General features: G+C 58.1%; 19 protein-coding genes and 2 pseudogenes. 7 read left to right on the top strand and 14 right to left on the bottom strand.

Annotated features, from left to right (window positions below):
- A pseudogene (locus tag AACS18_RS09630) lies at window positions 1-175 on the bottom strand (sensor histidine kinase); the annotation flags it as partial.
- A gap of 353 nt (window positions 176-528) precedes the next feature.
- A complete protein-coding gene (locus tag AACS18_RS09625) occupies window positions 529-1,764 on the bottom strand; it encodes an HD-GYP domain-containing protein (protein WP_108612224.1) in 1,236 nt (411 codons plus the stop codon).
- Window positions 1,765-1,994: 230 nt separating this feature from the next.
- On the opposite strand from AACS18_RS09625, the gene AACS18_RS09620 reads away from it, so the two are divergent.
- Window positions 1,995-3,611, top strand: coding sequence for a phosphoethanolamine transferase (locus AACS18_RS09620; protein WP_108612223.1), 1,617 nt, complete (start codon window positions 1,995-1,997; stop codon window positions 3,609-3,611).
- A gap of 71 nt (window positions 3,612-3,682) precedes the next feature.
- Here AACS18_RS09620 and nagC read toward each other — a convergent pair whose 3' ends face one another.
- Genes nagC through nagB form a run of 3 tightly spaced genes read right to left on the bottom strand, consistent with a single transcriptional unit; the run spans window position 3,683 to window position 6,857 of the window.
- A complete protein-coding gene (nagC, locus tag AACS18_RS09615; protein WP_005334312.1) occupies window positions 3,683-4,897 on the bottom strand; it encodes a DNA-binding transcriptional regulator NagC in 1,215 nt (404 codons plus the stop codon).
- Between the two features lie 4 nt (window positions 4,898-4,901).
- A complete protein-coding gene (gene nagA, locus AACS18_RS09610) occupies window positions 4,902-6,047 on the bottom strand; it encodes an N-acetylglucosamine-6-phosphate deacetylase (protein ID WP_064336859.1) in 1,146 nt (381 codons plus the stop codon).
- A gap of 9 nt (window positions 6,048-6,056) precedes the next feature.
- Window positions 6,057-6,857 (bottom strand): glucosamine-6-phosphate deaminase, encoded by an 801-nt coding sequence (nagB, locus tag AACS18_RS09605; RefSeq protein WP_005334308.1) that lies wholly within the window; start codon window positions 6,855-6,857, stop codon window positions 6,057-6,059.
- A gap of 273 nt (window positions 6,858-7,130) precedes the next feature.
- Between nagB and nagE the strand changes: the two genes are divergently transcribed.
- The 3 genes from nagE (at window position 7,131) to glnS (ending at window position 13,411) form a co-directional block, all read left to right on the top strand.
- The gene (nagE, locus tag AACS18_RS09600; RefSeq protein ID WP_108612222.1) at window positions 7,131-8,609 is read left to right on the top strand and encodes an N-acetylglucosamine-specific PTS transporter subunit IIBC; all 1,479 of its coding nucleotides are present in this window, start codon (window positions 7,131-7,133) and stop codon (window positions 8,607-8,609) included.
- A 121-nt stretch (window positions 8,610-8,730) separates the two neighbouring features.
- A complete protein-coding gene (locus AACS18_RS09595) occupies window positions 8,731-11,394 on the top strand; it encodes a beta-N-acetylhexosaminidase (RefSeq protein ID WP_108612221.1) in 2,664 nt (887 codons plus the stop codon).
- A 355-nt stretch (window positions 11,395-11,749) separates the two neighbouring features.
- Window positions 11,750-13,411: a glutamine--tRNA ligase gene (gene glnS / locus AACS18_RS09590; RefSeq protein WP_005334302.1), complete on the top strand. Its 1,662-nt coding sequence runs from the start codon at window positions 11,750-11,752 to the stop codon at window positions 13,409-13,411.
- 102 nt (window positions 13,412-13,513) lie between these two features.
- Here the strand turns inward: glnS and AACS18_RS09585 are convergent.
- Both AACS18_RS09585 and fur read right to left on the bottom strand, forming a co-directional pair.
- Window positions 13,514-14,757, bottom strand: a protein-coding gene (locus AACS18_RS09585) for an IS3 family transposase (RefSeq protein WP_108612220.1) whose coding sequence is annotated in 2 segments (ribosomal slippage) — window positions 13,514-14,409 and window positions 14,409-14,757 — 1,245 coding nt in all. Because the reading frame shifts where the segments join, the coding sequence is not laid out codon by codon here.
- A 118-nt stretch (window positions 14,758-14,875) separates the two neighbouring features.
- Window positions 14,876-15,304 carry a ferric iron uptake transcriptional regulator gene (gene fur, locus AACS18_RS09580; RefSeq protein WP_005334301.1) on the bottom strand — a complete coding sequence of 143 codons (429 nt, stop codon included), beginning with the start codon at window positions 15,302-15,304 and terminating at the stop codon, window positions 14,876-14,878.
- 242 nt (window positions 15,305-15,546) lie between these two features.
- On the opposite strand from fur, the gene AACS18_RS09575 reads away from it, so the two are divergent.
- Window positions 15,547-16,020 carry a DUF4442 domain-containing protein gene (locus AACS18_RS09575; protein ID WP_005334300.1) on the top strand — a complete coding sequence of 158 codons (474 nt, stop codon included), beginning with the start codon at window positions 15,547-15,549 and terminating at the stop codon, window positions 16,018-16,020.
- A 90-nt stretch (window positions 16,021-16,110) separates the two neighbouring features.
- Here the strand turns inward: AACS18_RS09575 and fldA are convergent, their stop codons facing one another.
- From fldA to AACS18_RS09555, 4 genes are read right to left on the bottom strand one after another with little or no spacing between them, the layout of a single operon-like run.
- Window positions 16,111-16,635, bottom strand: a complete 525-nt coding sequence (gene fldA, locus AACS18_RS09570) for a flavodoxin FldA (protein WP_005334298.1) — start codon at window positions 16,633-16,635, stop codon at window positions 16,111-16,113.
- A 39-nt stretch (window positions 16,636-16,674) separates the two neighbouring features.
- On the bottom strand, window positions 16,675-16,971 hold the full coding sequence (ybfE, locus tag AACS18_RS09565) for a LexA regulated protein (RefSeq protein WP_005334297.1): 297 nt from the start codon (window positions 16,969-16,971) through the stop codon (window positions 16,675-16,677).
- Between the two features lie 20 nt (window positions 16,972-16,991).
- Entirely contained in the window at window positions 16,992-17,213 is a 222-nt protein-coding gene (locus tag AACS18_RS09560; RefSeq protein ID WP_005334296.1) for a DUF2788 domain-containing protein, read from the bottom strand.
- Between the two features lie 55 nt (window positions 17,214-17,268).
- Window positions 17,269-18,051 (bottom strand): alpha/beta fold hydrolase, encoded by a 783-nt coding sequence (locus tag AACS18_RS09555; RefSeq protein WP_258228691.1) that lies wholly within the window; start codon window positions 18,049-18,051, stop codon window positions 17,269-17,271.
- A gap of 274 nt (window positions 18,052-18,325) precedes the next feature.
- Here AACS18_RS09555 and seqA point away from each other — a divergent pair, with 274 nt between their 5' ends.
- Window positions 18,326-18,835, top strand: a complete 510-nt coding sequence (seqA, locus tag AACS18_RS09550) for a replication initiation negative regulator SeqA (protein ID WP_181363252.1) — start codon at window positions 18,326-18,328, stop codon at window positions 18,833-18,835.
- 58 nt (window positions 18,836-18,893) lie between these two features.
- A complete protein-coding gene (gene pgm, locus AACS18_RS09545) occupies window positions 18,894-20,543 on the top strand; it encodes a phosphoglucomutase (alpha-D-glucose-1,6-bisphosphate-dependent) (protein WP_042080241.1) in 1,650 nt (549 codons plus the stop codon).
- Window positions 20,544-20,645: 102 nt separating this feature from the next.
- Here pgm and mltB read toward each other — a convergent pair whose 3' ends face one another.
- The 3 genes and pseudogenes from mltB to AACS18_RS09530 all read right to left on the bottom strand — a co-directional run.
- Entirely contained in the window at window positions 20,646-21,728 is a 1,083-nt protein-coding gene (gene mltB, locus AACS18_RS09540) for a lytic murein transglycosylase B (protein WP_108612225.1), read from the bottom strand.
- A 132-nt stretch (window positions 21,729-21,860) separates the two neighbouring features.
- Window positions 21,861-22,487 carry a CDP-alcohol phosphatidyltransferase family protein gene (locus AACS18_RS09535; protein ID WP_108612218.1) on the bottom strand — a complete coding sequence of 209 codons (627 nt, stop codon included), beginning with the start codon at window positions 22,485-22,487 and terminating at the stop codon, window positions 21,861-21,863.
- A gap of 14 nt (window positions 22,488-22,501) precedes the next feature.
- Window positions 22,502-22,690: pseudogene (locus AACS18_RS09530) on the bottom strand (ATP-binding cassette domain-containing protein); the annotation flags it as partial.

Raw genomic sequence — 22,690 nt, 5'->3', positions numbered from 1 at the left:
GGCCCACATAGGTGCCCAGGATGCAAAAGCTGGAAAATATGATGTATATCAGTATCTTGTGAGGCAGCCTCACCGAATAGTTGGCGAGCGGGCGCAGCAGCGGGCTTTTCGAGAAGAGATAGGCGATCACCAGGCTGACGCTCATCTGTTGCAGCAAGGAGAGGACCAACTGCATAAAAAACGTTCCTCATAAGTCGGGCGAAAAAATAATCAGCCCGTGAATAAGTGTGATCAGGATCTTGTTCTGTTGGCCAAAAGGGCTGCAACGGGCCGTCAGTTTGCCAGAACAAGTTGATAAAACCATATTAAATCAGCATGTTAAATTGATATTTGTGTAAGCGGCAGCGGGTTGATATTGATGGATGGAGCATGAATGTATCCGCTGGATACGCCACACGGAGGTGGCATGCTCCGCCCGGCCCCTTGGCTGGGCGTTTTTTATACATGGTCAGTTGGCAACCTTCTGATGGGAGTTTGAGCAATTATTCCGGTTTGTCCAATGAGTTATCCCCAGCTTCTGGGGATAACTCAGAATGCAAAGTAGTAGCAGAAGCGGCGGGTCAGGTTGAAGAACTGCCGTTGTCCCTCATCCAGCTCTTCCTGTTTGATAAAGGCAGTGATGGTGCGTTCATCTTCCCGCAGATCGATCATGGCGACGGCTTCCGGCCGCTGGGCCTTGATATAGGGCAGGATCTTCGGCTTGAGGGGCATGGTGGGTTCGGTAGAGAGCACCAGCGCGATGCTCTCGTCGGAGAGTTTCACCAGTGATCCCGGCGGATAGACCCCCAGCACCTTGACCAGCAACTTGACCAGATTCTGGTCGAACTTCTTCTGGGATAACTTGTAGAGCTGGCTTATGGCCTGACTCGGCGCGGCCGGGTTGCCGCTGTTGCGGGGATGGAGCAGCTCGTCGTAGAAGTCGACCAGCCCGATCAACCGCGCCAGCGGCGGGATCTCCCCGCCCTTGATCCCCTGCGGATAACCGCTGCCATCGAGCCGCTCGTGGTGCAGATGGGCGACCTGACGGATTTTCGGTTCAAAGGCGTTGAGCTGGGTCAGCATCTCCAGCCCGTACTGGGGATGCATATTGAGGAAGTTCTGCTCGGCCTTGCTGAGATCCCCGCGCTTCTGGGTGATCTGGCTCGGGATTTTCAGCTCGCCGATGTCGTGGATAAGTCCCGCAAGCCCGGCCTCCTCCAGTTCGATGGGATTCATCCCCAATTCGCGTGCCATCAGCATGGCAATGAAAGCCACGTTGAGGCTGTGTTGTAGCAGGATATCGGTGTGGGGGCTGCGAATAAGGTGGAGCCCGAGAGGCCCTTCATGCTGACTGAGGGTGAAGGCGGCATTGCGGACGATCTGGGCGGTGTTGGCCAGTCCCTCATCCGGTTTGAGGTTCAGCGCCCCGAGTGCATCACGCAGCTCGCTCATGGACTGGCCAAAGGCTTTGTCAGCGGCGCGCATGGAGCGGCGAAAGGCTTTCTCGTCAAAGGGGGGCGGGCCCGAGGCAATCAGCTCTTCCAGTTCATCAAGATCAGGCCCGGCATCCGGGATATCGCCGCGCAGCAGCGGCTCGATGGGCAGATCGCTCTTGTCGGGGTCGACCATCAGCAGGGTGAGATCAAGATGACGGAGAATGTCGAGTTGCTGCTGATCCTTGATCTTGAAGGTATTGAACATAAACGGGTGGTTGGTCCATCCCGTGGGGAGATGGATATAGTGGCCTACTCTCAATTGCTCTATCGAGGCTTGGATCAGTGCCATCGGTTAACCTGCATTTCGTGAATGCCTACTCAACAAGCTAGCAAAATCCGATGGATAGACAACTAAAAATCCATTTCGGGGCAGCGGAGCGCCCCGTGCTGTGATGGGGCGCACGAGCGCCGTGCTTCTACTCTTAATTCGCGCTTAAGTTTTACTTCCTACGCTGGCCCCGTCGTTTTTGTTGGCTTGGCCGGCCCGCTGCACTGCAGGCCGGTATGTAGGAGTTGTTTATGCGTGTAACTCTCGGTGTACTGCAGACCAATCTGTTGCTGGTGCTCTTTTTCGCCCTGGTACTGAACTGGCCAATCTTTTTGCATTTCTATACGGTGCTTAGCACCCTGACTCATGTCAAAGCCGGATTTGCCATCTCGATCCCGCTGGTGCTGATCGCGGCGCTCAATGCCGTATTTATTCCCTTCACGTTCCGGTTTGTGCTCAAGCCCTTTTTTACCGTGCTCATTCTGACTGGCTCCATCGTAAGCTACGCCATGCTCAAATACGGCGTCATCTTTGATGCAGGCATGATCCAGAACATAGTGGAGACCAACAGTGGTGAGGCGGGGGCCTATTTGAATGGCTCGGTTGCGCTCTGGTTTCTACTGACCGGGCTGTTGCCTGTTCTGGTGCTCTGGTCACTGCGGATCCGCTATCCGGCTCGCTGGTATCAGGGGTTGGCGTGGCGGGCTAGTACACTGGCTATCTCTCTGCTGTTTATCGGAGGCGTCGCGTCACTTTACTATCAGGATTACGCCTCGGTCGGGCGCAACAACAAGTCGCTGGCCAAAGAGATTGTGCCCGCCAACTATGTGCACGGCCTCTACAAATATGGGCGGGATGTGCTGTTTGCCACGCCGATCCCCTACCAGCATTTGGGGACCGATGCCAGGGTGGTGGCACGGGGAAGCAAGCCGACTTTGATGTTCCTGGTGGTGGGGGAGACGGCGCGCAGCCAGAACTACTCCCTTAACGGGTATGGCAAGGCTACCAACAGCTTTACGGCCAAAGAGCAGGGAGTGGTGTCGTTCAGGGATGTGCGCTCCTGCGGTACGGCTACTGCGGTGTCGGTGCCCTGCATGTTCTCCAACCTCACGCGCCGTGGCTACGATGACCAGCTTGCCAGCTCCCGTGACGGCCTGCTCGATGTGCTGCAACATGCCGGAGTCTCGGTGTTGTGGAAAGAGAACGATGGCGGCTGCAAAGGGGTGTGCCGCAATGTGCCGACCATCGAGATCCTTCCCAAATCCTATCCTGCGCTCTGTCAGGGGGAGTCTTGCTATGACGAGGTGCTGCTGGAGGGGCTGGATCAACAGATTGCAGGCATGAAGGGCAACAAGCTGGTGGCCTTTCATCTGATGGGCAGCCATGGCCCGACCTATTTCCGTCGTTACCCTGCCAGCGAGCGCGCCTTTATGCCGGACTGCCCGCGCAGCGACATCGAAAACTGCAGCAACGAAGAGCTGGTCAACACCTATGACAACACCATCCGCTACACCGACAAGGTGGTGGGGCAACTGATCGACAAGCTCAAGTCGCTGGAGAGCCAGTACGATGTGGGACTGGTCTATCTCTCCGATCACGGTGAATCCCTCGGGGCCATGGGGCTCTATCTGCACGGCACGCCATACAAGTTTGCGCCGGATGATCAGACCCGGGTGCCGCTGCTGACCTGGTTCTCGCCTCAGTTACAGGCTGATCGCCAGCTTGATATGGGTTGCCTGGCAGCGGAGGCGAGCAGTCAGCGCTTCTCCCACGATAACCTGTTCCACTCCATGCTGGGGATCATGGATGTACAGACCCGTGTTTACGACAACAAGCTGGATCTGTTCAAGCCATGTCGGGCGGGATAAACCGCCAGCAAGCACACAATAGAAAACGGCAGCCACTGGCTGCCGTTTTGTTATCTCGCAAGATCAGAGCCTTACTTCTGCTCCATGATGATCTGCAGCAGATCCCCCTCCAGCAGAGCGCGCTTGACCAGTGCAAAGCCGCCATAGGTCGGCTGGTTCTGGAAGCGGGCTTTCACAATGGGCAGGCCACGGTGGAAGCTCGGCAGGGATTGATGCTCGACACAGCGACGGATAGCCGGGAAGAGGATCTCTTCGGCGGCGGTGATTTCACCGGCGATCAGCACCTTCTGCGGGTTGAACAGGTTGACCGTGATGGCCACCGCCCGTCCCAGATGCTCACCCACGTTCTCGATCACGCTGCGGGCCAGTTCATCGCCCGCCAGCGCCGCCTTGCACACCTCCTGAATGGTGATGTGCTTCTCTTGCAGCGCGCTCTGGTGACCGCGGCTGATGAGCTCCTTCACCTTGTCGATGATCGCTTCGTTGGAGGCGATGGTCTCGAGGCAGCCGAAGTTGCCGCAGTGGCAACGCTTGCCGAGCGGTTCGACCTGGATATGGCCGATCTCGCCGACGTTGCGGTTCTGACCGAGGAACACCTGACCCTTGGTGATGATCCCCGAGCCCGTCCCCTGGTGAACACTCACCAGAATGGAGTCCATGCAGTCGCGGGACTCGCCGAAGAAGTGTTCGGCCAGTGCCAGCGAGCGGGTGTCGTTGCCCACGTAGCAGGGGAGGTTGAAGTGGTTCTCAAGCAGCTTCGCCAGTCCCAGATTGCGGATCTGGTACTTGGGGGTGTAGATGACCATACCGGATTCCGGGTTGACCAGACCCGGCATGGTCAGCGCGATGCTGATGAGGTTGCGACAGCGTTCGCGGTTGGCATCGATAAAGGCGCCAATCTCCCGCAGCAGCATGTCGACCACGGGTTGCTGGTCGATCTCGGTCACCTGAATGACGTGCTGGTCGAGCTCCTTGCCATCGAGGTCATAGAGACTCAGTTGCAGGTAGCCGCGGCCCAGCTTGGCAGAGACAAACTGAAAGCGATGTTTGATGGTGGTCAGGGAGATGGCACGCCGCCCGCCGGTTGAGGCTTGCGGAGAGGTCTCCTTGATCAGGCCATGCTCGATCAGTTGCCGGGTTATTTTGGTCACGCTGGCCGGGGCCAGCTGACTCAACTCGGCAATCTTGACCCGGGAGATGGGGCCTTGCAGGTCGATGAGCCGATACACGGCTGCACTGTTGACCTGCTTGATAAGATCTACGTTTGCTATTTGTCCGCCAGTCATGATGTCACTGTTGTGTGTAGTGTCCGTTAACCACGGTCCCACGGACCGTGAAGTCCTGATCGAAGACAGTGAGGTTGGCTACTTTACCGACCTGGATACTACCGAGACGTGAGTCCCATCCAATGGCGCGAGCGGGGTAGAGGCTGGCCATTCTCAGTGCTTCATCGAGCGGTAATCCGACCTGCTTGACCAGATTTTCCACCCCCTCAATCATGGTGAGGGAGGAACCGCCGAGTGTACCATTCTCGTCGACACACTGACCATCGCGTAAAAAGACGGTGGTGCCACAAAAATCAAATTTCTCAAAGCCTTCCGGCGCTCCGGCTGCTGCGGTGGCATCGGTGACCAGCACCAGTCGCTCCCCCAGCGCCTTGTGAGCCAGACGCACGTTGGCCCAGTGCACATGGTGGCCATCGACGATGATGCCCGCGTAGACATCCTTGCGATCATAGATGGCGCCCACGACGCCCGGCTCGCGACCGTTGAGGGTCGGGGTCATGGCGTTGTAGAGGTGGGTCGCAAAGCGAATACCGTTATCGAACCCGGCCATGGCCTGATCGTAACTGGCGGCAGTGTGACCGGCCGAGACCAGAATGCCCGCTTCCACCAGACGGCGGATATGGGCCGGCTCGTTGCGCTCCGGAGCCAGGGTGATTTTGGTGATGGCATCCGCGTTGGCGCAGAAGAAGTCGATCATCTCGTCTGCTGGCTGGCGAATTTGCGCGGCAGGGTGGATCCCCTTGCGCTTGAGGTTGGTGTAAGGCCCTTCCAGATGGACGCCCAGCACCTCGTTGGGGTGTGCAGCCATGTAGTCACGGGTCACCGCAACGGCCTGCTTCATGTCCGCATCCGGACTGGTGATCAGGGTCGGCAGGAAGCTGGTGGTACCGGATTTGAGGTTGGCCGCCTGCATGGTTGCCAGGGTCTCGACCGTGATCTCGGTGTTGAACATTACCCCGCCACAGCCGTTGAGCTGCACATCGATAAAACCGGCGGTCAGGTTGGCGCCTTTGAGGTCAATCTGCTCGATACCCGCAGGCAGTTCGGCCAGGTGAGAGATGGCGACAATCTTGTCGCCCTCGATAAGCACCCCGTAGCCGGTCAGCACGCAGCTGCCGGTGTAGAGGGTGCAGTTGGTCAATGCGTACATGACGACTCCTTACAGACGGCCGATGTTGGCGGCTTCCAGCTGCTGGAAGTAGCGAACGGTCTTGACCTTGAGCTCCATGGTGGAGGGCTCGTCGCACACCATCATTCCCTTAGGATGCAGTTGCAGGGTGGAGATGGTCCACATGTGGTTGACGCTGCCTTCCACGGCGGCCTGCAGGGCCAGTGCCTTGCCGTGACCGGTGACCAGGATCATGATCTCTTCCGCATCCATCAGGGTGCCGACACCCACGGTCAGGGCCAGCTTGGGCACCTGCTCCATGTCGCCGCCGAAGAAGCGGGAGTTGGCGATACGGGTATCTTCGGTCAGGGTCTTGACCCGGGTGCGGGAGGAGAGGGAAGAGGCCGGTTCGTTGAACGCGATGTGGCCGTCGTTACCCACGCCACCCATGAACAGGTGGATCTTGCCGTAGGACTTGATCTTGTCTTCATAGCGCTTGCACTCGGCCACCAGATCCTCGGCATTGCCGTTGAGGATGTTGATGTTCTCGGGACGAATGTCGATGTGACTGAAGAAGTTGTTGTGCATGAAGCTGTGGTAGCTCTCCGGGTGATCTTCCGGCAGGCCGACGTACTCGTCCATGTTGAAGGTGACCACGTTCTGGAAGCTCACTTCACCGGCTTTGTGCAACTCGATCAGGCGCTTGTAGGTGTTGAGCGGGGTGCCACCGGTGGGCAGGCCCAGTACGAAAGGGCGATCGCTGGTCGGCTTGAACGCGTTGATGCGGTCAACGATGTAACGAGCAGACCACAGGCCTACTTGGCTGGCAGATTTCAACGGGATCAGGCGCATATGGGATACCTCTGTGTCGGGTTGCGACCGGTTTGGCGGTGGCAATTGGCTAAGACGGATTCAAGTTGTTTTATAGCGTAAATAAAGATTGCGAACTAAGCCACATCTATCCATCACCTTTATCTTGTTTGGGTGATAATGATCACGATTATCGGTTTATTAATTTGCGCAGCGAAATAAAAGCCCTAGACTGCCAATCAAGCCTTGATGGCTTATGCGTCAAACGTGATAAGCACTTAATTTCTAGAAAAACATTAACTAAGGAGAGGAACCGTGAACATTCTCGGTTATTTGCAAAAGATCGGCCGTGCCCTGATGGTGCCGGTAGCGGTATTGCCTGCCGCAGCGATCCTGATGGGGGTTGGCTACTGGATTGACCCGAATGGTTGGGGTGGTGACAGTGCGCTGGCTGCCTTCCTGATTAAAGCGGGCGCAGCCATTATCGATAACATGTCCGTACTGTTCGCAGTCGGTGTCGCCTACGGTATGTCCAAGGATAAAGACGGTTCTGCTGCTCTGGCAGGTCTGGTCGGCTTCCTGGTCGTTACCACCCTGCTGAGCCCGGGCGCTGTGGCCCAGATCAAGAGCATCCCGGTGGAGCAGGTTCCTGCCGCGTTTGCCAAGATCAGCAACCAGTTCGTGGGTATCCTGTGTGGTGTTATCGCCGCTGAGCTGTACAACCGCTTCAGCAGCGTCGAGCTGCACAAGGCACTCTCCTTCTTCTCCGGTCGTCGTCTGGTACCGATCGTAACCTCCGTGGTGATGATCGTCGTATCCTTCATCCTGATGGCCGTATGGCCGGCAATCTACGGTGGTCTGGTCTCCTTCGGTGAGTCCATCGTGAGCCTTGGCTCTACCGGTGCCGGTATCTATGCCTTCTTCAACCGTCTGCTGATCCCGATCGGTCTGCACCACGCCCTGAACTCCGTGTTCTGGTTCAACGTGGCCGGTATCAACGACATCCCGAACTTCCTGGGTGGTCAGGCTACCATCGATGCCGCTCTGGCCGCTGGCAAGAGCCTGGATCAGGTGAAAGGCGTGGTCGGTATGTACCAGGCTGGCTTCTTCCCCATCATGATGTTCGGTCTGCCGGGTGCCGCGCTGGCCATCTACCACTCCGCCAAGAAAGAGAACAAAGAGAAAGTTGCCTCCATCATGATCGCAGCTGCCTTTGCCTCCTTCTTCACTGGTGTAACCGAGCCGCTCGAGTTCTCCTTCATGTTCGTGGCACCGGTACTGTATGTCATCCACGCCGTACTGACCGGTATCTCCGTGTTCATCGCTGCCTCCATGCAGTGGATGGCCGGTTTCGGTTTCAGTGCCGGTCTGGTGGATATGGTGCTCTCCAGCCGTAACCCGCTGGCGACCAACTGGTACATGCTGATCCCTCAGGGTCTGGTCTTCTTCGGCCTCTACTACACCGTGTTCCGCGTAGTGATTGCCAAGCTGAACCTGAAAACCCCGGGTCGTGAAGATGACGAAGATAGTGCTCCGGCTGCCGCTCAATCTACCAACCGTACCGAGCTGGCCAAGCAATACCTGGAAGTACTGGGTGGTCAAGAGAACCTGGTCTCCATCGATGCCTGCATCACCCGTCTGCGTCTGACTTTGAAAGACCGCAGCATCGTCGATGAGCGCAAGCTGAAAGCCCTGGGTGCGGCCGGTGTGGTCAAACTCGGTGAGCAGAACCTGCAGGTGATTCTGGGCCCATTGGCCGAAATCATCGCCGGTGAGATGAAAGCCCTGCGTTAATCGAGCGACTCGCTCACCTCAAGTCTAAGTCCATTGTTGACATAACTAAGGGCCCCGCTCAGGGGCCCCATATAAAAAAGCCAAGAAAATCCAACCTTTACTTCAAATGAGAGCAGCAGTTATGAACTTGAAACATTCTCTGTTAGCCATTGCCATGTCTACCGTTTTTGTCAGCCAGGTCCAGGCAGCCGATGCCGCCAAGCAGGCCGTGGTCGACTCCCTCGCCAACAACCTGGTGGTCAAGTATGAAGTGGTCACCAACGACGGTGCCGGTGCCGGCCTCGATTGCCAGGCGCTGGGTTCCGAGTGGGCGAGCTGTGGCGTTGCCAAGCTGCACCTGACCAATACCGGTGCGGACGTGACCTCCAAAGACTGGAGCATCTACGTCTCCTCCATCCGTCGTATCCAGCGTGTGGATAACGACCAGTTCACCATCACTCACCTGACCGGCGATCTCTATCGTTTGACGCCAACCGAGAAGTTCCAGGGCTTTGCCAAGGATGCCACGGTCGAAGTGCCGTTGGTGGTGGAATACTGGGTACTGTTCGAATCTGACATCATGCCGAACTGGTATGTCGCCAGCGAAGGTGCCGAGCCGAAAGTACTGGCCAGCATGAGCAACATCAATGATGCCAGCACCTACGAGAAGCCGATGCCGGCCGATGGCTGGAAGCGCACCAAGGATGACAAGAACATCCTGATGAACAGCGAGACCCGCTTCGCGGCCAACCAGACCAGCACCCTGCTGCCGGCTGGCAAGATTGACAACCAGATCCTGCCGACCCCGATGAAGCAGGTAGTCAAAGCTGGCCCGCAGGTTGACTTCTCTACCATCAAACTCAATGCCCTGGACTTGCCGAGCGATCGCGCCGAGGCCTTGAAGGCTCAACTGACCAAGCTGGGTGTTACCCTCTCCGACACCGGCTACCCGGTCACCATCAAGCTCGGCAGCAAGCTCAAGCAGGCTGAAGGCTATGACATGACCATCGGTCAGAAGGGCACCGTGATCCAGGGTCGCGACATCGACGGGGCATTCTGGGGGGCACAATCCCTGATCTCCCTGCTGGGTGTTGATGACAAGCTGGTGAGCCCGATGACCGTCGAGGATGCGCCGCGCTTTGAATACCGTGGCATGCAGACCGACGTGGCCCGCCACTTCCGCAGTCTGGATACCATGAAGAAGCTGGTTGACCAGATGTCTGCCATGAAGCTCAACGTGCTGCACCTTGGCCTGACCAACGATGAAGGCTGGCGTCTGGAGATCCCGGGTCTGCCGGAGCTGACTCAGGTCGGTAGCCAGCGTTGCCACGACGAGTCCGAAACCAAGTGCCTGATGCCGCAACTGGGTTCCGGCCCGACCAGCGACAACCAGGGTTCTGGTTTCTACAGCAAGTCTGACTACGTGGATCTGGTGCGTTATGCCAAGGCCCGCGGTGTGACCGTGATCCCCGAGATCAACATGCCGGCCCACGCTCGTGCTGCCGTGGTCTCCATGGAAGCGCGCTATAAGCGTCTGATGGCGGAAGGCAAAGAAGCGGAAGCCAACCAGTTCCGTCTGACTGACCCGGCTGACACCTCCAACGTCACCTCGGTCCAGTTCTACGACAAGATGTCCTTCATCAACCCTTGCCAGCCGGGTGCTGCCACCTTCGTGGCCAAGGTAATGGATGAAGTTGCCCACATGCACCAGGCCGCCGGTCAGCCACTGACCGCATGGCACTACGGTGGTGATGAGGCTAAGAACATCATGCAGGGCGGTGGCTATCAGGATCCGGCCGTCACCAAGAAAGAAGAGCTGGTCGCCTGGAAAGGCAACGTCGACTCCAGCAAGCAGGACAAGCCGTTTGGCAAGTCCCCGATGTGCCAGAAGATGATCGACGAAGGCAAGATCAAGGAAGTGGGCGAGCTGCCGGTTTACTTCGCCAAGGAAGTGGGCCAGATGGTCAAAGACCGCGGCTTCTCTACCCTGCAGGCGTGGGAAGATGGTCTGAAGTACGCCAGCGGTGCCAAGGACTTCGCCACCGACAACACCCGTGTCAACTTCTGGGAAACCCTCTACTGGGGTGGCTTCAACGAAGCGATGAAGTGGGCCCACAAGGGTTACCAAGTGGTGCTGTCCAACCCGGATTACCTCTACTTCGACTTCCCGAACGAAGTACACCCGGCCGAGCGTGGCTACTACTGGGCAACCCGTTTCAACGACACTCGCAAGGTGTTCGCCTTCGCCCCGGAAAACCTGCCGCAGAACGCCGAAACCTCGGTTGACCGCGACGGCAACGCCTTCGTGGCCAAGGGTGACCAGGATCCGGTCAAGTTCAAGGGGATCTCCGGTCAGCAGTGGAGTGAAACCGTGCGTACCGATGCTCAGTACGAGTACATGGTCTACCCGCGTATTTTCTCCGTGGCCGAGCGTGCCTGGCACAAAGGCGGCTTCGAGCTGGATTACGTGAAGAACCGCGAGTTCTCCGGCGAGACCAAGCATGTCAACAAGGCCACCCTCAACAAAGAGTGGAACCAGTTTGCCAACGTACTGGGTCAGCGCGTGCTGCCGAAACTGGATCAGGCCGGTGTTGAATACCGCCTCTCCGTACCGGGTGCCAAGGTAGTGAACGGTGTGCTGGAAGCGAACGTGGATCTGCCGGGTCTGCCCATCCAGTACAGCCTGGACGGTACCAACTGGAGTGCCTATGACGCCGCGGCCAAGCCGAGCGTGAACGGCAAGGTCTACCTGCGTACCACCAGCTTCGATGGCAAACGCACCAGCCGCGTCACCGAACTGAACTGATAGCAGTCAACCGTTAACATGAGGTGGGTCGCAAGACCCGCCTTTCCCAAGGGCGATGGCGCATCGGGTTTGGGAAAGGTTGACTGTGCGTGTGAGCCTTTGTTGTGTGTAATTGTCTGTTTTGTGTTTTTCATCACTTTCAGCCCCGCCTCGTGCGGGGTTTTTTTATGCATTTGGGGTGCAATGTGCCAAGCCACGCCGTTTTTAGCGGCGCAATGGCCGGGAAATGGCCCGGAAGTGCCAAATTCAGGTTGAGACAGCGCCCGTAATAAGGGATCATACCCGGCTTGACGGCGGGGGGATGAGGGTGCCAGCCGGCACAACTTCCGCCAGTGACGCTTTTTTGAGGTGAGCCATGAGTCAGGCGAACAGCCCAACTAACTTTATTCGTCAGATCATTGATGAAGATCTGGCCAGCGGTAAGCACAGCAGCGTGCATACCCGTTTTCCGCCCGAGCCGAACGGTTATCTCCATATCGGCCACGCCAAGTCCATCTGCCTGAACTTCGGCATCGCCCGCGACTATCAGGGCCAGTGCAACCTGCGTTTCGATGACACCAACCCGGTGAAGGAAGATATCGAGTACGTAGAGTCCATCAAGCAGGACGTACAGTGGCTCGGCTTCCAGTGGAACGGCGAGATCTGCTACTCCTCCGACTATTTCGACAAGCTACACGGCTACGCCATCGAGCTGATTGAAAAGGGTCTGGCCTATGTGGACGAGCTGACGCCCGAGCAGATGCGCGAGTACCGTGGCACCCTGACTGAAGCCGGCAAGAACAGCCCGTTCCGCGATCGCAGCGTGGAAGAGAACCTGGCGCTGTTTGCCAAGATGAAGAACGGCGAGTTCGCCGAAGGCACTGCCTGCCTGCGCGCCAAGATCGACATGGCATCCCCCTTCATGGTGATGCGTGATCCGGTTATCTACCGCATCAAATTTGCCCACCACCACCAGACCGGTGACAAGTGGTGCATCTACCCGATGTATGACTTCACCCACTGCATTTCGGACGCGCTGGAAGGGATCACCCACTCCATCTGTACTCTGGAGTTCCAGGACAACCGTCGTCTGTACGACTGGGTGCTGGACAACATCACCATCGACTGCCACCCCCGTCAGTACGAGTTCTCTCGTCTGAATCTCGAATACACCGTCATGTCCAAGCGCAAGCTGAACCTGCTGGTGACCGAGAAGCACGTCGATGGTTGGGATGACCCGCGCATGCTGACCGTCTCCGGTCTGCGTCGTCGCGGCTACACTCCGGCCTCCATCCGCGAGTTCTGCAAGCGCATCGGCGTGACCAAGCAGGACAACATCGTCGAGATGAGCATGCTGGAAGCCTGCATCCGTGAAGACCTCAACGAGCATGCCCCGCGCGCTATGGCCGTGTTGCATCCGGTGAAAGTGGTCATCGAAAACCTGGCTGCCGACGAAGTGCTGACTGCCCCGGCCCACCCGAGCAATGCCGAGATGGGTACCCGTGAGCTGAACTTTACCCGCGAAATTTTCATCGACGAAGCGGACTTCAAAGAAGAGGCGAACAAGCAGTTCAAGCGTCTGGTGCTGGGCAAGGAAGTGCGTCTGCGCAATGCCTATGTGATCAAGGCCGAGCGCATCGAGAAAGATGCCGATGGCAAGGTCACCTGCATCTACTGCTCCTACGATCCCGAGACTCTGGGCAAGGATCCGGCCGATGGCCGCAAGGTGAAAGGAGTGATCCACTGGGTCAGCGCCACTCACTCCCTGCCAGCGGAAGTGCGTCTCTACGACCGTCTGTTCAAGGTGCCGAACCCGGGCGCCGAGGATGACTTCGAAGCCGCCCTGAATCCGGAATCCCTGGTGATCATCGAGGGTGCCCGTGTCGAGGCATCCCTGAAGAACGCCAAGCCGGAGCAGGCTTACCAGTTCGAGCGTGAAGGTTACTTCTGCGCCGACAACAAGCTCTCCAGCCCGGAGCATCTGGTGTTCAACCGCACCGTTGCCCTGCGCGACTCTTGGGGCAAAGTCGAAGGCTAAGCCGATGGGGCAGGGGAGACCCTGCCCTGTGTGCTGCCAACGGCCTGCGCCGGTGTCTAGTCCTGAAATAGGTTTACACATTTTCAGCTAGCATTTCTCTACTCAGAACCCCCTATGTACCACATCGGGGGTTCTGTATTTCAACGCATGATGCGGCCGCTCCGCGTTGTAAATATCCACTGCTTCACGCACCATTTCCCGCGCTTGCGTCAAATCCTGCGGGCTTTGCAACAATAACTCTCCTTTCAAAATCCCATTCACCCGCTCCGCCAACGCATTCTGATAACAGTCATACCCATCCGTCATCGAGCATTTCACCCCGTACCGTTCATGTAATGACTGATACAGCACAGAGCAATACTGCACGCCGCGGTCCGAGTGATGGATGAGTTCACCGCCGCCACGCCGTTGCTTCAGTGCTTTCTTGAACGCCATCGCCACCGATTCGGCATGCATCCCTTCGTGCACGTGATGGCCCACTATCTTGCGTGAGTACGCATCCGTCACCAGACTCAGGTACAGCGGCCCGCTCCTGGCTGGCAGATAGGTGATATCTGCGACCCAGACCTGCTCCGGGGCCACCGGTGTGACCTGCTCCGGGGCCACCGGTGTGACCTGCTCTGGCCCCGCCTTGAGCAAGTTGGGATGGCGGTAGAAACGGTGAAAACTGTGGGTAGTCTTGTGATACGCCCGCCTGGGCGGCACCAGCAGACGGTGCTCGGCCAATATCCGAAACAGCCTGTCACGCCCGACCTTGAGCCCGCCATCATCCTGACCCTGCAGCAGATAATGCAGCTTGCGGGTGCCCACCCGAGGTTGTCGCAGTCGAACCTGACGCACGAAGCGCACCACCTGCAATCCCTGTGCATGGCGCTCGTCGGCGACCCGATTGCGCTTGTAGTAGGCCTGCCGGCTTATCCCCAGAAACAGGCAAGCCCTGACAATGGTCAGCCTCTCGACTTGCCGCTGCGAGAGGACTTGCCGGGTCGCTTTTTTACGATGGAGGCGCCGTAGTCATTCTTCAGTACATCGACGACGGCCTCAAAGAACTGGGCCTTCTGACTCATCAGCGCCAGCTGCTGCTCGAGTTCCTTGATGCGCTGTTCGGGCGTCTGGTTGTCAGGGTCAGGCATGGTGATGCTCCTGCCGGCACGCACAGAAGCCCCCTGGCTCCAATCTTGCCGACCATGTTTACGCAACCATACCAGAACAGTGGAGCGGCCCTGAATGCCATAACGCACCTGAGCCTGTTTGTAGGTGAGCTCGCCTTTTTCAATCTGCTCGACCAGTGCCAGTTTAAAAGTCAGCGAGTAATCGCGCTGTGTCCGTTTCACACCTTGTCCCATCGGGTTCTCCATTTATTGGGGGGAAAGGTGTAAACCATATTCAGGACGGGACACGGACAATAAAAAAGCCAGCATCAGCTGGCTTTTTATTGTCCGTTATCTGCAAGTCGCGGGCGACTTATTCGTCGTGCTTGCACTCACCTGTTGCACAGTGACCGTAGAGGTAGAGGCTGTGGTTGGTGAGACGGATATTGAATTTCTTGGCGATCTCGCGCTGACGCTGTTCGATCACTTCGTCGGAGAACTCGATCACCTTGCCGCAGTCGAGGCAAACCAGGTGGTCGTGGTGCTCCTGAGTGGCCAGCTCGAATACCGACTTGCCACCTTCGAAGTGGTGACGGGTAACGATACCGGCATCATCAAACTGGTTGAGAACGCGATAGACGGTAGCGAGACCAATCTCTTCACCCAGGTCGATCAGTCGTTTATAGAGATCTTCGGCGCTGGTGTGCTGGCAGTCCGGCTGTTGCAGGATTTCCAGGATTTTGACCCGGGGCAAGGTGATCTTGAGCCCGGCCTTTTTTAACGCTTGGTTGTTGTCTGCCATATTCTACTTATTCGCATTCTCGAAGGTGGGGTTATTCTGATGGACTGCCGCAGGAATGGCAACCTTGAACTCGCTTGGCCTGTCATTATAGGTCGTAGCCTCCCTAAAAATAAACCCAGCAATTCAAGGGGTTTAGCCATAAATGGCCGGTTGGATTGAAATAATCAATCGTGTCGTCCGACTTGCTGGCATGGCAGATGTTGATAAGATGTAACTTTCATATTTCTGGTCGGATGAGATCCATGGATTGGCTTTTTGACAATGCGGCCTGGGTGCGCCGCGCACTCAATGCCTGGCCCCCTTTCTGGGGCGCCGGTATCAAGATAGAGACCCTGAGCGATGACTTTCGCTACTGCCGGGTGACCCTCAAATCCCGCTGGTGGAACAAGAACGCCAACCGCACCCAGTTTGGTGGCAGCATGTTTGCCATGACTGACCCCATCTATCCGCTGATGCTGATGGGCTACTTCAAGAATCGCTACTACGTCTGGGACAAGGCGGGCAGCATCAACTACATCAAGCCGGGCAAGGGCAAGCTGGTGGCCGAGTTCAACCTGACCGAGGGCAAGCTGGCCGAAATCGTGGCGGCGACCGAAGGTGGCAACAAGCACTTCCCCGAATTCGAGGTGACGGTACAGGACAAGAGCGGCGAGCTGGTGGCGCAGGTCAAGCGCACCCTCTATGTGCGAGCCAAACCGGAGCACAGAGGTGAATAACAGGGAAGAATAAAGGCAGGCATCGCCACTTGCAGATACAACAAGGGCCCCGTCGGGGCCCTTGTTGTCAGAGGTATGAGGGGAAGCGGATTACTCCAGCTCGCCCAGGCACATCTCTTCGTGCAGCTGCTTGCACCAGCCCTTGACGCGCTCGGCGGTCAGCTCCGGCTGGCGATCTTCATCGATACCCAGACCGACAAAGTGCTTGTCATCGACCAGTGCCTTGGAGGCTTCGAACTCGTAGCCGGCAGTCGGCCAGTGACCGATGATGATGGCGCCTTTTGCTTCGACGATGTCGCGCAGGGTGCCCATGGCGTCGAGGAAGTACTCGGAATAGTCTTCCTGATCACCGCAACCGAAGATGGCGACCAGCTTGTTGGTGAAGTCGATTTCGCCCAGATCGGGGAAGAAGTCGTCCCAGTCGGCCTGGGCTTCGCCGTAGTACCAAGTCGGGATGCCGAACATCAGCAGATCAAAGCTCTCGATGTCGGCCTTGCTGCTCTTGGCGATGTCACGGACTTCAATCAGGTTTTTGCCCAGCTCTTTCTGGATCATCTTGGCGACAGCTTCGGTGTTACCGGTATCGCTGCCAAAAAACAGACCTACACTTGCCATAGTGTTTAGTTACCCGTATTTGGTGTTAATGCTCAACGCTCAGACTGCAATGTCCACCGCAAAGGCGGACTCAATCTGTTGTTTCAGGATAGATTGGATCAGCTCGGCTCGGCTGATGTTCTGTTGTAACGCAAGTTGGTTCAGGCGCTCCAGCAACTCGGCCTCCACCTTTAACTCTACCCGCTTCAGCCCATTTTCCCGATCGCGCTTAAGCTGGTTACGCTTGTTGATCTTGAGCTGGGTCTCGCGGGGGAGTGGATTGGTCTTTGGCCTGCCGGGGCGCTTCTCATTTGCGAACAGATCCAGTGTTGTTCGATCAGTTTGCTGTTTGGCCATACATCACAGATGAAAATAAGTTAGCCGAGTCCTGAGCCTTCCCAGCCCAGTTCGATCAGCCCCTTGGCGACAAAACCCGCACAACCCAGAAACAGTACCAACCAGACGATAAAACGACCGAAACGGGGCACGTTGCCGCGCTTGAGCACGTCCTGAATGGCCAGGCCAATCAATATGAAAATGGCCACAAAGAATAACTTGAGGCCCAAACTTTCGATCAGGTCGATATGTTCACTTAGCATGGATTGCGCACACTCCTTATGACCGGCGCACTATATCACAAAGGATTTGAAACTGTTAACCGCCTGTCGACAGGAAATCCACAACCAATTTGTTGAACAGAGCCGGTTTTTCCGCATGCAGCCAGTGGCCGGTACCCGCGATGACACGCACCTTTGCCGCCGGGAATTGGGCCAGTGCCGTCTCGCTGTATTGGGGCTGCATATAGTCAGAATCCCCGCCTTTGATAAAGAGCACAGGCCCCTCGAAGCGATGCTCATCCTCTGGCCAGCCCATGATGTTGGCGTAGTTTTGCTCAAGGGCGGGCACATTGAAGCGCCAACCCCAGCCATGCTCGCCTCTGGCGAAGGATTTGAGCAGAAACTGGCGCACCCCGGCGATGTCGATGTGCTGCGCCAGCATGGCTTCCGCTTCACTGCGGCTTTGCGGCGGCGTGCGCAGTGTGGCGTTGAGTCCGGCGAACACATTCTGGTGGCGGGAGTGGGGATAGGCGACCGGGGTCATGTCGGCCACCACCAGCTTGGTCACCCGCGCGGGCGCCAGCTTGGCGACCTGCATCGCCACCTTGCCACCCATCGAGTGGCCAATCAGGGTCGCTTCGGCAATATTCAGCCGATCCATCAGGGTCAGGATATCGGTCGCTTGCGCCGGATAGCTCATCTCACTGCTATGAAAGGAGGCGCCGTGGTTGCGCAGATCGACGCTGATGACCCGAAAGTGCTCGCAGAGGGCACGGGCCAGCAGGCCGAGGTTGTCGAGGCTGCCAAACAGGCCGTGGATCAGAATGACCGCCGGGCCCTGACCCTGCTCCTTGAAGTTCAATATGCTGTTTTGTTGCAAAATGACACCTTGTCGGTCGTGAGTGCGTATTGCTGTTTTATTTAACGCACTGGAAAGAAAAGGATTTCGTCCAATGGATAGGGATTTTATGTGGTTTTTTTTCTAAAAAATCCCGTCCGGATCGGCTATCAGTGCGGCTGATCACACACTTGGCCCGCTATTATGCCGTATTCTCGATGAGATTCATGTACATCTGCCAGCCCCTTGCTTGGGCTGTCGGGTTTGCCTATGTATAATCGCCGCATCCGAATTTCGACGAGTCCAGCGCATCCCTATGAAAACCATCGAGCTTGATGACGATCTCTACTTCTATATCGCCAGCCAGACCCGGCACATTGGTGAGAGTGCCTCCGATATCCTGCGCCGTCTGCTGGAACAGCCTGCTCACCAAGGTGTGCCGGTTGCCGAGCCAGCTGCCGTCGCGCAGCCCAGTACGGTAGCCACCCTACAAGGGCTGCAAGCCCTGCTCGATTCCGGTGAGCTGCAAAAGGAAGAGAAGTCCATCAACCGCTTCATGCAGGTGCTGAGTACCCTCTACCGGGATAACCCGGAAGGCTTTACCCAGGCCACCGAAATCAAGGGGCGCAAGCGCGTCTATTTCTCGCAGGATCCCGAGGCTCTGCGTGCCAGTGGCAGCACCACCAAGCCCAAGCCGGTACCGGAGACCCCGTTCTGGGTGATCACCAACACCAACACCAGCCGCAAGCAGAACATGGTGGCCCAGCTGATGGCCAGCATGGGCTATGGCGAAGAGGTGATCGCGCAAGTGTGTGGCGCAATTTAACGATTCTTCAAGACTCAGGCCTTGCCCGGCAAGGCCGCCATTACGCAAGGAAAACGCCATGGCTCAGCATTCCCACGCCGGTCAACCGGCCCGTTTAAGCGATCTGACCAACATCCCCCGTCTGGTCAGCGCCTACTACCTCAACAAGCCGGACATGAGCCGCCCCGAGCAGCGGGTTGCCTTTGGTACCTCCGGCCACCGTGGCAGCGCCCTGCACAACGCCTTCACCGAATCCCATATCCTGGCGGTGACCCAGGCGCTGGTGGAGTATCGCCAGCAGGCCGGCATCACTGGCCCGCTGTTTGTCGGTATGGATACCCACGCCCTGTCCGAATCCGCCTTTGCCAGCGCAGTCGAAGTGCTGGCCGCCAACGGCGTTGAAACCCGCATTCAGGCTGGCCTCGGCTTTACCCCGACCCCGGTCATCTCTCACGCCATCCTGCGCCACAATGCAGGCAAACCGGCTGCCCGTGCTGACGGCGTGGTGATCACTCCGTCCCACAACCCGCCGGAAGATGGTGGCTTCAAGTACAACCCGCCTCACGGTGGCCCCGCCGAAGGGGAGATCACCAAGTGGGTCGAGGACCGTGCCAACGCGATTCTGGAAGCGGGTCTGGCCGGCGTGAAACGGATGCCGTTCGCCGAGGCGCTCAAGAGCCCGTTCGTGGTCGAGCACGACTATGTCACCCCCTATGTGGATGATCTGAAGAACGTGCTGGACATGGATGCCATCAAGAACGCGGGCATCAAGATCGGTGTCGATCCGCTGGGCGGCTCCGGCGTTGCCTACTGGGACGTCATCGCCAAGACCTATGGCCTGAACATCGAAGTGGTGAACTACAAGGTCGACCCGACCTTCTCCTTCATGACCCTGGATAAAGACGGCAAGATCCGGATGGATTGCTCCAGCCCGTTCGCCATGGCGAGCCTGATTGCCCTCAAAGACAAGTTCGACATCGCCCTTGGCAACGACCCTGACTACGACCGTCACGGTATCGTCACCAAGTCCGGCCTGATGAACCCGAACCACTATCTGGCGGTGGCGATCCAGTATCTGTTTACCCATCGCACTGGCTGGTCTGCCGATGCGGCCGTCGGCAAGACGCTGGTCTCATCTTCCATGATCGACCGGGTGGCCGGCGAGATTGGCCGCACTCTGAAAGAGGTGCCGGTCGGCTTCAAGTGGTTCGTGGATGGCCTCTACAGCGGCGAGTTCGGCTTTGGCGGCGAGGAGAGCGCGGGCGCCTCCTTCCTGCGCAAAGATGGCACCGTCTGGACCACCGACAAGGATGGTTTCATTCTGGCGCTGCTGGCGGCGGAAATTCTGGCGGTGACCGGCAAGGATCCGCAAGCCCACTACGACGCACTGGAAGCCAAGTTTGGCCGCTCCAGCTATCGTCGTATCGACGCCCCGGCCAACAGTGCCCAGAAAGCGGTGCTCTCCAAGCTGGATCCGGCACTGGTGGAAGCCTCAACGCTCGCCGGTGAGCCCATCATCGCCAAGCTGACCAAGGCGCCGGGCAACGATGCCGCCATCGGCGGCCTCAAGGTGGTGACCGAGAACGGCTGGTTTGCGGCGCGCCCCTCCGGCACCGAGTCCATCTACAAGATCTACATGGAGAGCTTCAAGGGCGACGCGCACCTCGACCTCATCCAGCAGGAAGCCCAGCAGATCGTCTCCGCTGCGCTGGCCAAGGCCGGCGTCTAAATCAGGTAGTCATCCTTGAGCCCCTGATGGGGTTGAACGTTGGATATAAAAAAGGAGCCATGATGGCTCCTTTTTCATTGTCTGTTTTATGCCAGCGAGTTGTCAGCGCGCCGCCTTCACCGCCAGCCCCAGCTGCCACACCGCCATGGCGTAGTGGGTGCTGTGGTTGTAGCGGGTGATGGCGTAGAAGTTGGGCAGGCCGTACCAGTATTGGTAGCCGGTGCCCACATCGAGGCGCAGCAGGCTCGACTCGCTGTGGTTGCCCAGGTTGCTGGTGGGGGTCAAACCGGCGCTGCGCAAGGTGGCGACCGGGTAGCGGGTCTGGAAGCCGTGCTCGTAGCCGGGCAGTTGGCCCTGACCGCGCACCGCCACCGGTTGGCCTTTCTCCCAGCCGTGGGCCTTGAAGTAGTTGGCGACGCTGCCGATGGCATCCACCGGATCCCACAGGTTGGTGTGGCCGTTGCCGTCAAAGTCCACCGCATAGCGCTGGAAGCTGGAGGGCATAAACTGGCCATAACCCATGGCTCCGGCGTAGGAGCCTTTGGGCTCTGCAGGATCCATCCCCTCGTCGCGGGTCATCACCAGGAAGGCTTCCAGCTCGCTGGTGAAGAACTCGGCGCGGCGCGGGTAATCAAACGCCAGGGTGGCCAGTGCATCCAGAATACGGGTCTTGCCCATCACCCGGCCCCAGCGGGTCTCCACCCCGATAATGCCGACGATGATCTCCGGCGGTACCCCGTAGATCTGTTCTGCCCGGTTCAGCTCGCTGGCGTATTCACGCCAGAAGTTGACGCCGTTTTGCACGTTGTCGGGGGTGATGAACTTGGCGCGATAGCGGTTCCAGGCACCGGTCGGGCCGGTGGGCTTGGCGGTGGTCGGCGCCTGGGCATCCATCAGCCGGATGATCCAGTCATAACGCTCTGCCTGTGCCAGCACCTGATGCAGTTGTGCGTTATCAAAACCGTGCTTCTCGACCATCTTCTGGACGAACCTGTCCACATTGGGGCGATTGGCGAAATCCCCTTTGCTAACCCCTTGTGTGTAAACGGGTTTACTCGATGGCGCCTGATTGATAAAGGCGCTGTTGGGCTGGGGGATGACCACCGGCTTGGGGGCCGGGGCGCTGCTGCAGCCACCGAGCAGGGGGAATAACGACAGAGTGAGAAGAGAGGCAAGGCGACGCATAGGGTTCTCAAAGAGACTGAAAAAAGTGCCGTCATGGTAAAACATTGTCATCCGCGTGCAAGTGTTCCGTGCGCCTTGTTGGCCGCCAATTCATCGTGTGATGGATTAGCCCTCCGGTGAGGGCTGCGCTGTTTAGCGCAGGGTGTGACGCTGGGGGTGACGCAGGGTGTGATAACCGCTCCAGAGCCGGGTCAGCGTAGTGAACAGGCAGAGTAGGGCAAAGCCGTAGGCGAGGGGGGCGAAGGCGGCGGGCCACAGGCACATCAGCACAAAGAGGGTGATGGTTTCACTCCCCTCGGTGAGGCCGCCCAGATAGTAGAGGGACTTGTGGTGATAGACCGGATTTTCGATCCCCCGCTTGCCCGCCATGATGGCAAACGCCAGAAAGCTCGACCCTGTGCCCATAAAGGCAAACAGCAGGGTGGCGGCGGGCAGGGCATTGGCGGGGGCGGCGAGGGCAAAGCCCAGCACCACGGCGGCGTAGAAGATGAAATCGAGGGTGATGTCGAGAAAGCCGCCGCAGTCGGTGATGCCGGTCTCCCGCGCTACGGCGCCGTCGAGCCCGTCCAGCAAGCGGTTGAGCAGGATGGCCGCGAGCGCCCATTGATAGCAATCAAAGGCCAGCAGCGGCAGCGCCAGCATGCCGATGGCAAAGCCGGTGAGGCTCACCTGATTGGCGCTGATCCCGGCGCGGCAGAGCGGCTTGGCAAGCTGGGTGAGGGGGCTGCGGATCACGGGGATCAGGTGGCGATCAAACAAGGTGAACTCCTCGGTCAAAAACAGGATTCGGTGAGGTGGAGTATGGTGCCCGGCGCGTCTTCTTCGTCGTGGGTCACCAGAATGGCGGGAATGGCCAGCGTTTTGATCTGTGCGAACACCAGCTGGCGAAAGGCGGCCCGCAGCGGCTTGTCGAGGCGGGAGAAGAGCTCATCCAGCAGCAGGGCGTCTGGTTCGGCCAACAG

This window comes from Aeromonas sp. HMWF015 (assembly GCF_963878965.1).
GTDB classification, from domain to species: Bacteria; Pseudomonadota; Gammaproteobacteria; order Enterobacterales; family Aeromonadaceae; genus Aeromonas; species Aeromonas veronii.
This window is presented reverse-complemented; position numbering and strand designations above follow the sequence as displayed.

Bases quoted from the DNA above. Each gene is read 5' to 3' on its own strand.
- seqA (WP_181363252.1), top strand. From the start codon at position 18,326: ATGAAAACCATCGAGCTTGATGACGATCTCTACTTCTATATCGCCAGC.
- AACS18_RS09560 (WP_005334296.1), bottom strand. From the start codon at position 17,213: ATGCTAAGTGAACATATCGACCTGATCGAAAGTTTGGGCCTCAAGTTA.
- nagB (WP_005334308.1), bottom strand. From the start codon at position 6,857: ATGCGCCTGATCCCGTTGAAATCTGCCAGCCAAGTAGGCCTGTGGTCT.
- nagC (WP_005334312.1), bottom strand. From the start codon at position 4,897: ATGACTGGCGGACAAATAGCAAACGTAGATCTTATCAAGCAGGTCAAC.
- fldA (WP_005334298.1), bottom strand. From the start codon at position 16,635: ATGGCAAGTGTAGGTCTGTTTTTTGGCAGCGATACCGGTAACACCGAA.
- AACS18_RS09595 (WP_108612221.1), top strand. From the start codon at position 8,731: ATGAACTTGAAACATTCTCTGTTAGCCATTGCCATGTCTACCGTTTTT.
- fur (WP_005334301.1), bottom strand. From the start codon at position 15,304: ATGGCAGACAACAACCAAGCGTTAAAAAAGGCCGGGCTCAAGATCACC.
- glnS (WP_005334302.1), top strand. From the start codon at position 11,750: ATGAGTCAGGCGAACAGCCCAACTAACTTTATTCGTCAGATCATTGAT.
- pgm (WP_042080241.1), top strand. From the start codon at position 18,894: ATGGCTCAGCATTCCCACGCCGGTCAACCGGCCCGTTTAAGCGATCTG.
- AACS18_RS09625 (WP_108612224.1), bottom strand. From the start codon at position 1,764: ATGGCACTGATCCAAGCCTCGATAGAGCAATTGAGAGTAGGCCACTAT.
- AACS18_RS09575 (WP_005334300.1), top strand. From the start codon at position 15,547: ATGGATTGGCTTTTTGACAATGCGGCCTGGGTGCGCCGCGCACTCAAT.
- AACS18_RS09620 (WP_108612223.1), top strand. From the start codon at position 1,995: ATGCGTGTAACTCTCGGTGTACTGCAGACCAATCTGTTGCTGGTGCTC.
- mltB (WP_108612225.1), bottom strand. From the start codon at position 21,728: ATGCGTCGCCTTGCCTCTCTTCTCACTCTGTCGTTATTCCCCCTGCTC.
- ybfE (WP_005334297.1), bottom strand. From the start codon at position 16,971: ATGGCCAAACAGCAAACTGATCGAACAACACTGGATCTGTTCGCAAAT.
- nagA (WP_064336859.1), bottom strand. From the start codon at position 6,047: ATGTACGCATTGACCAACTGCACCCTCTACACCGGCAGCTGCGTGCTG.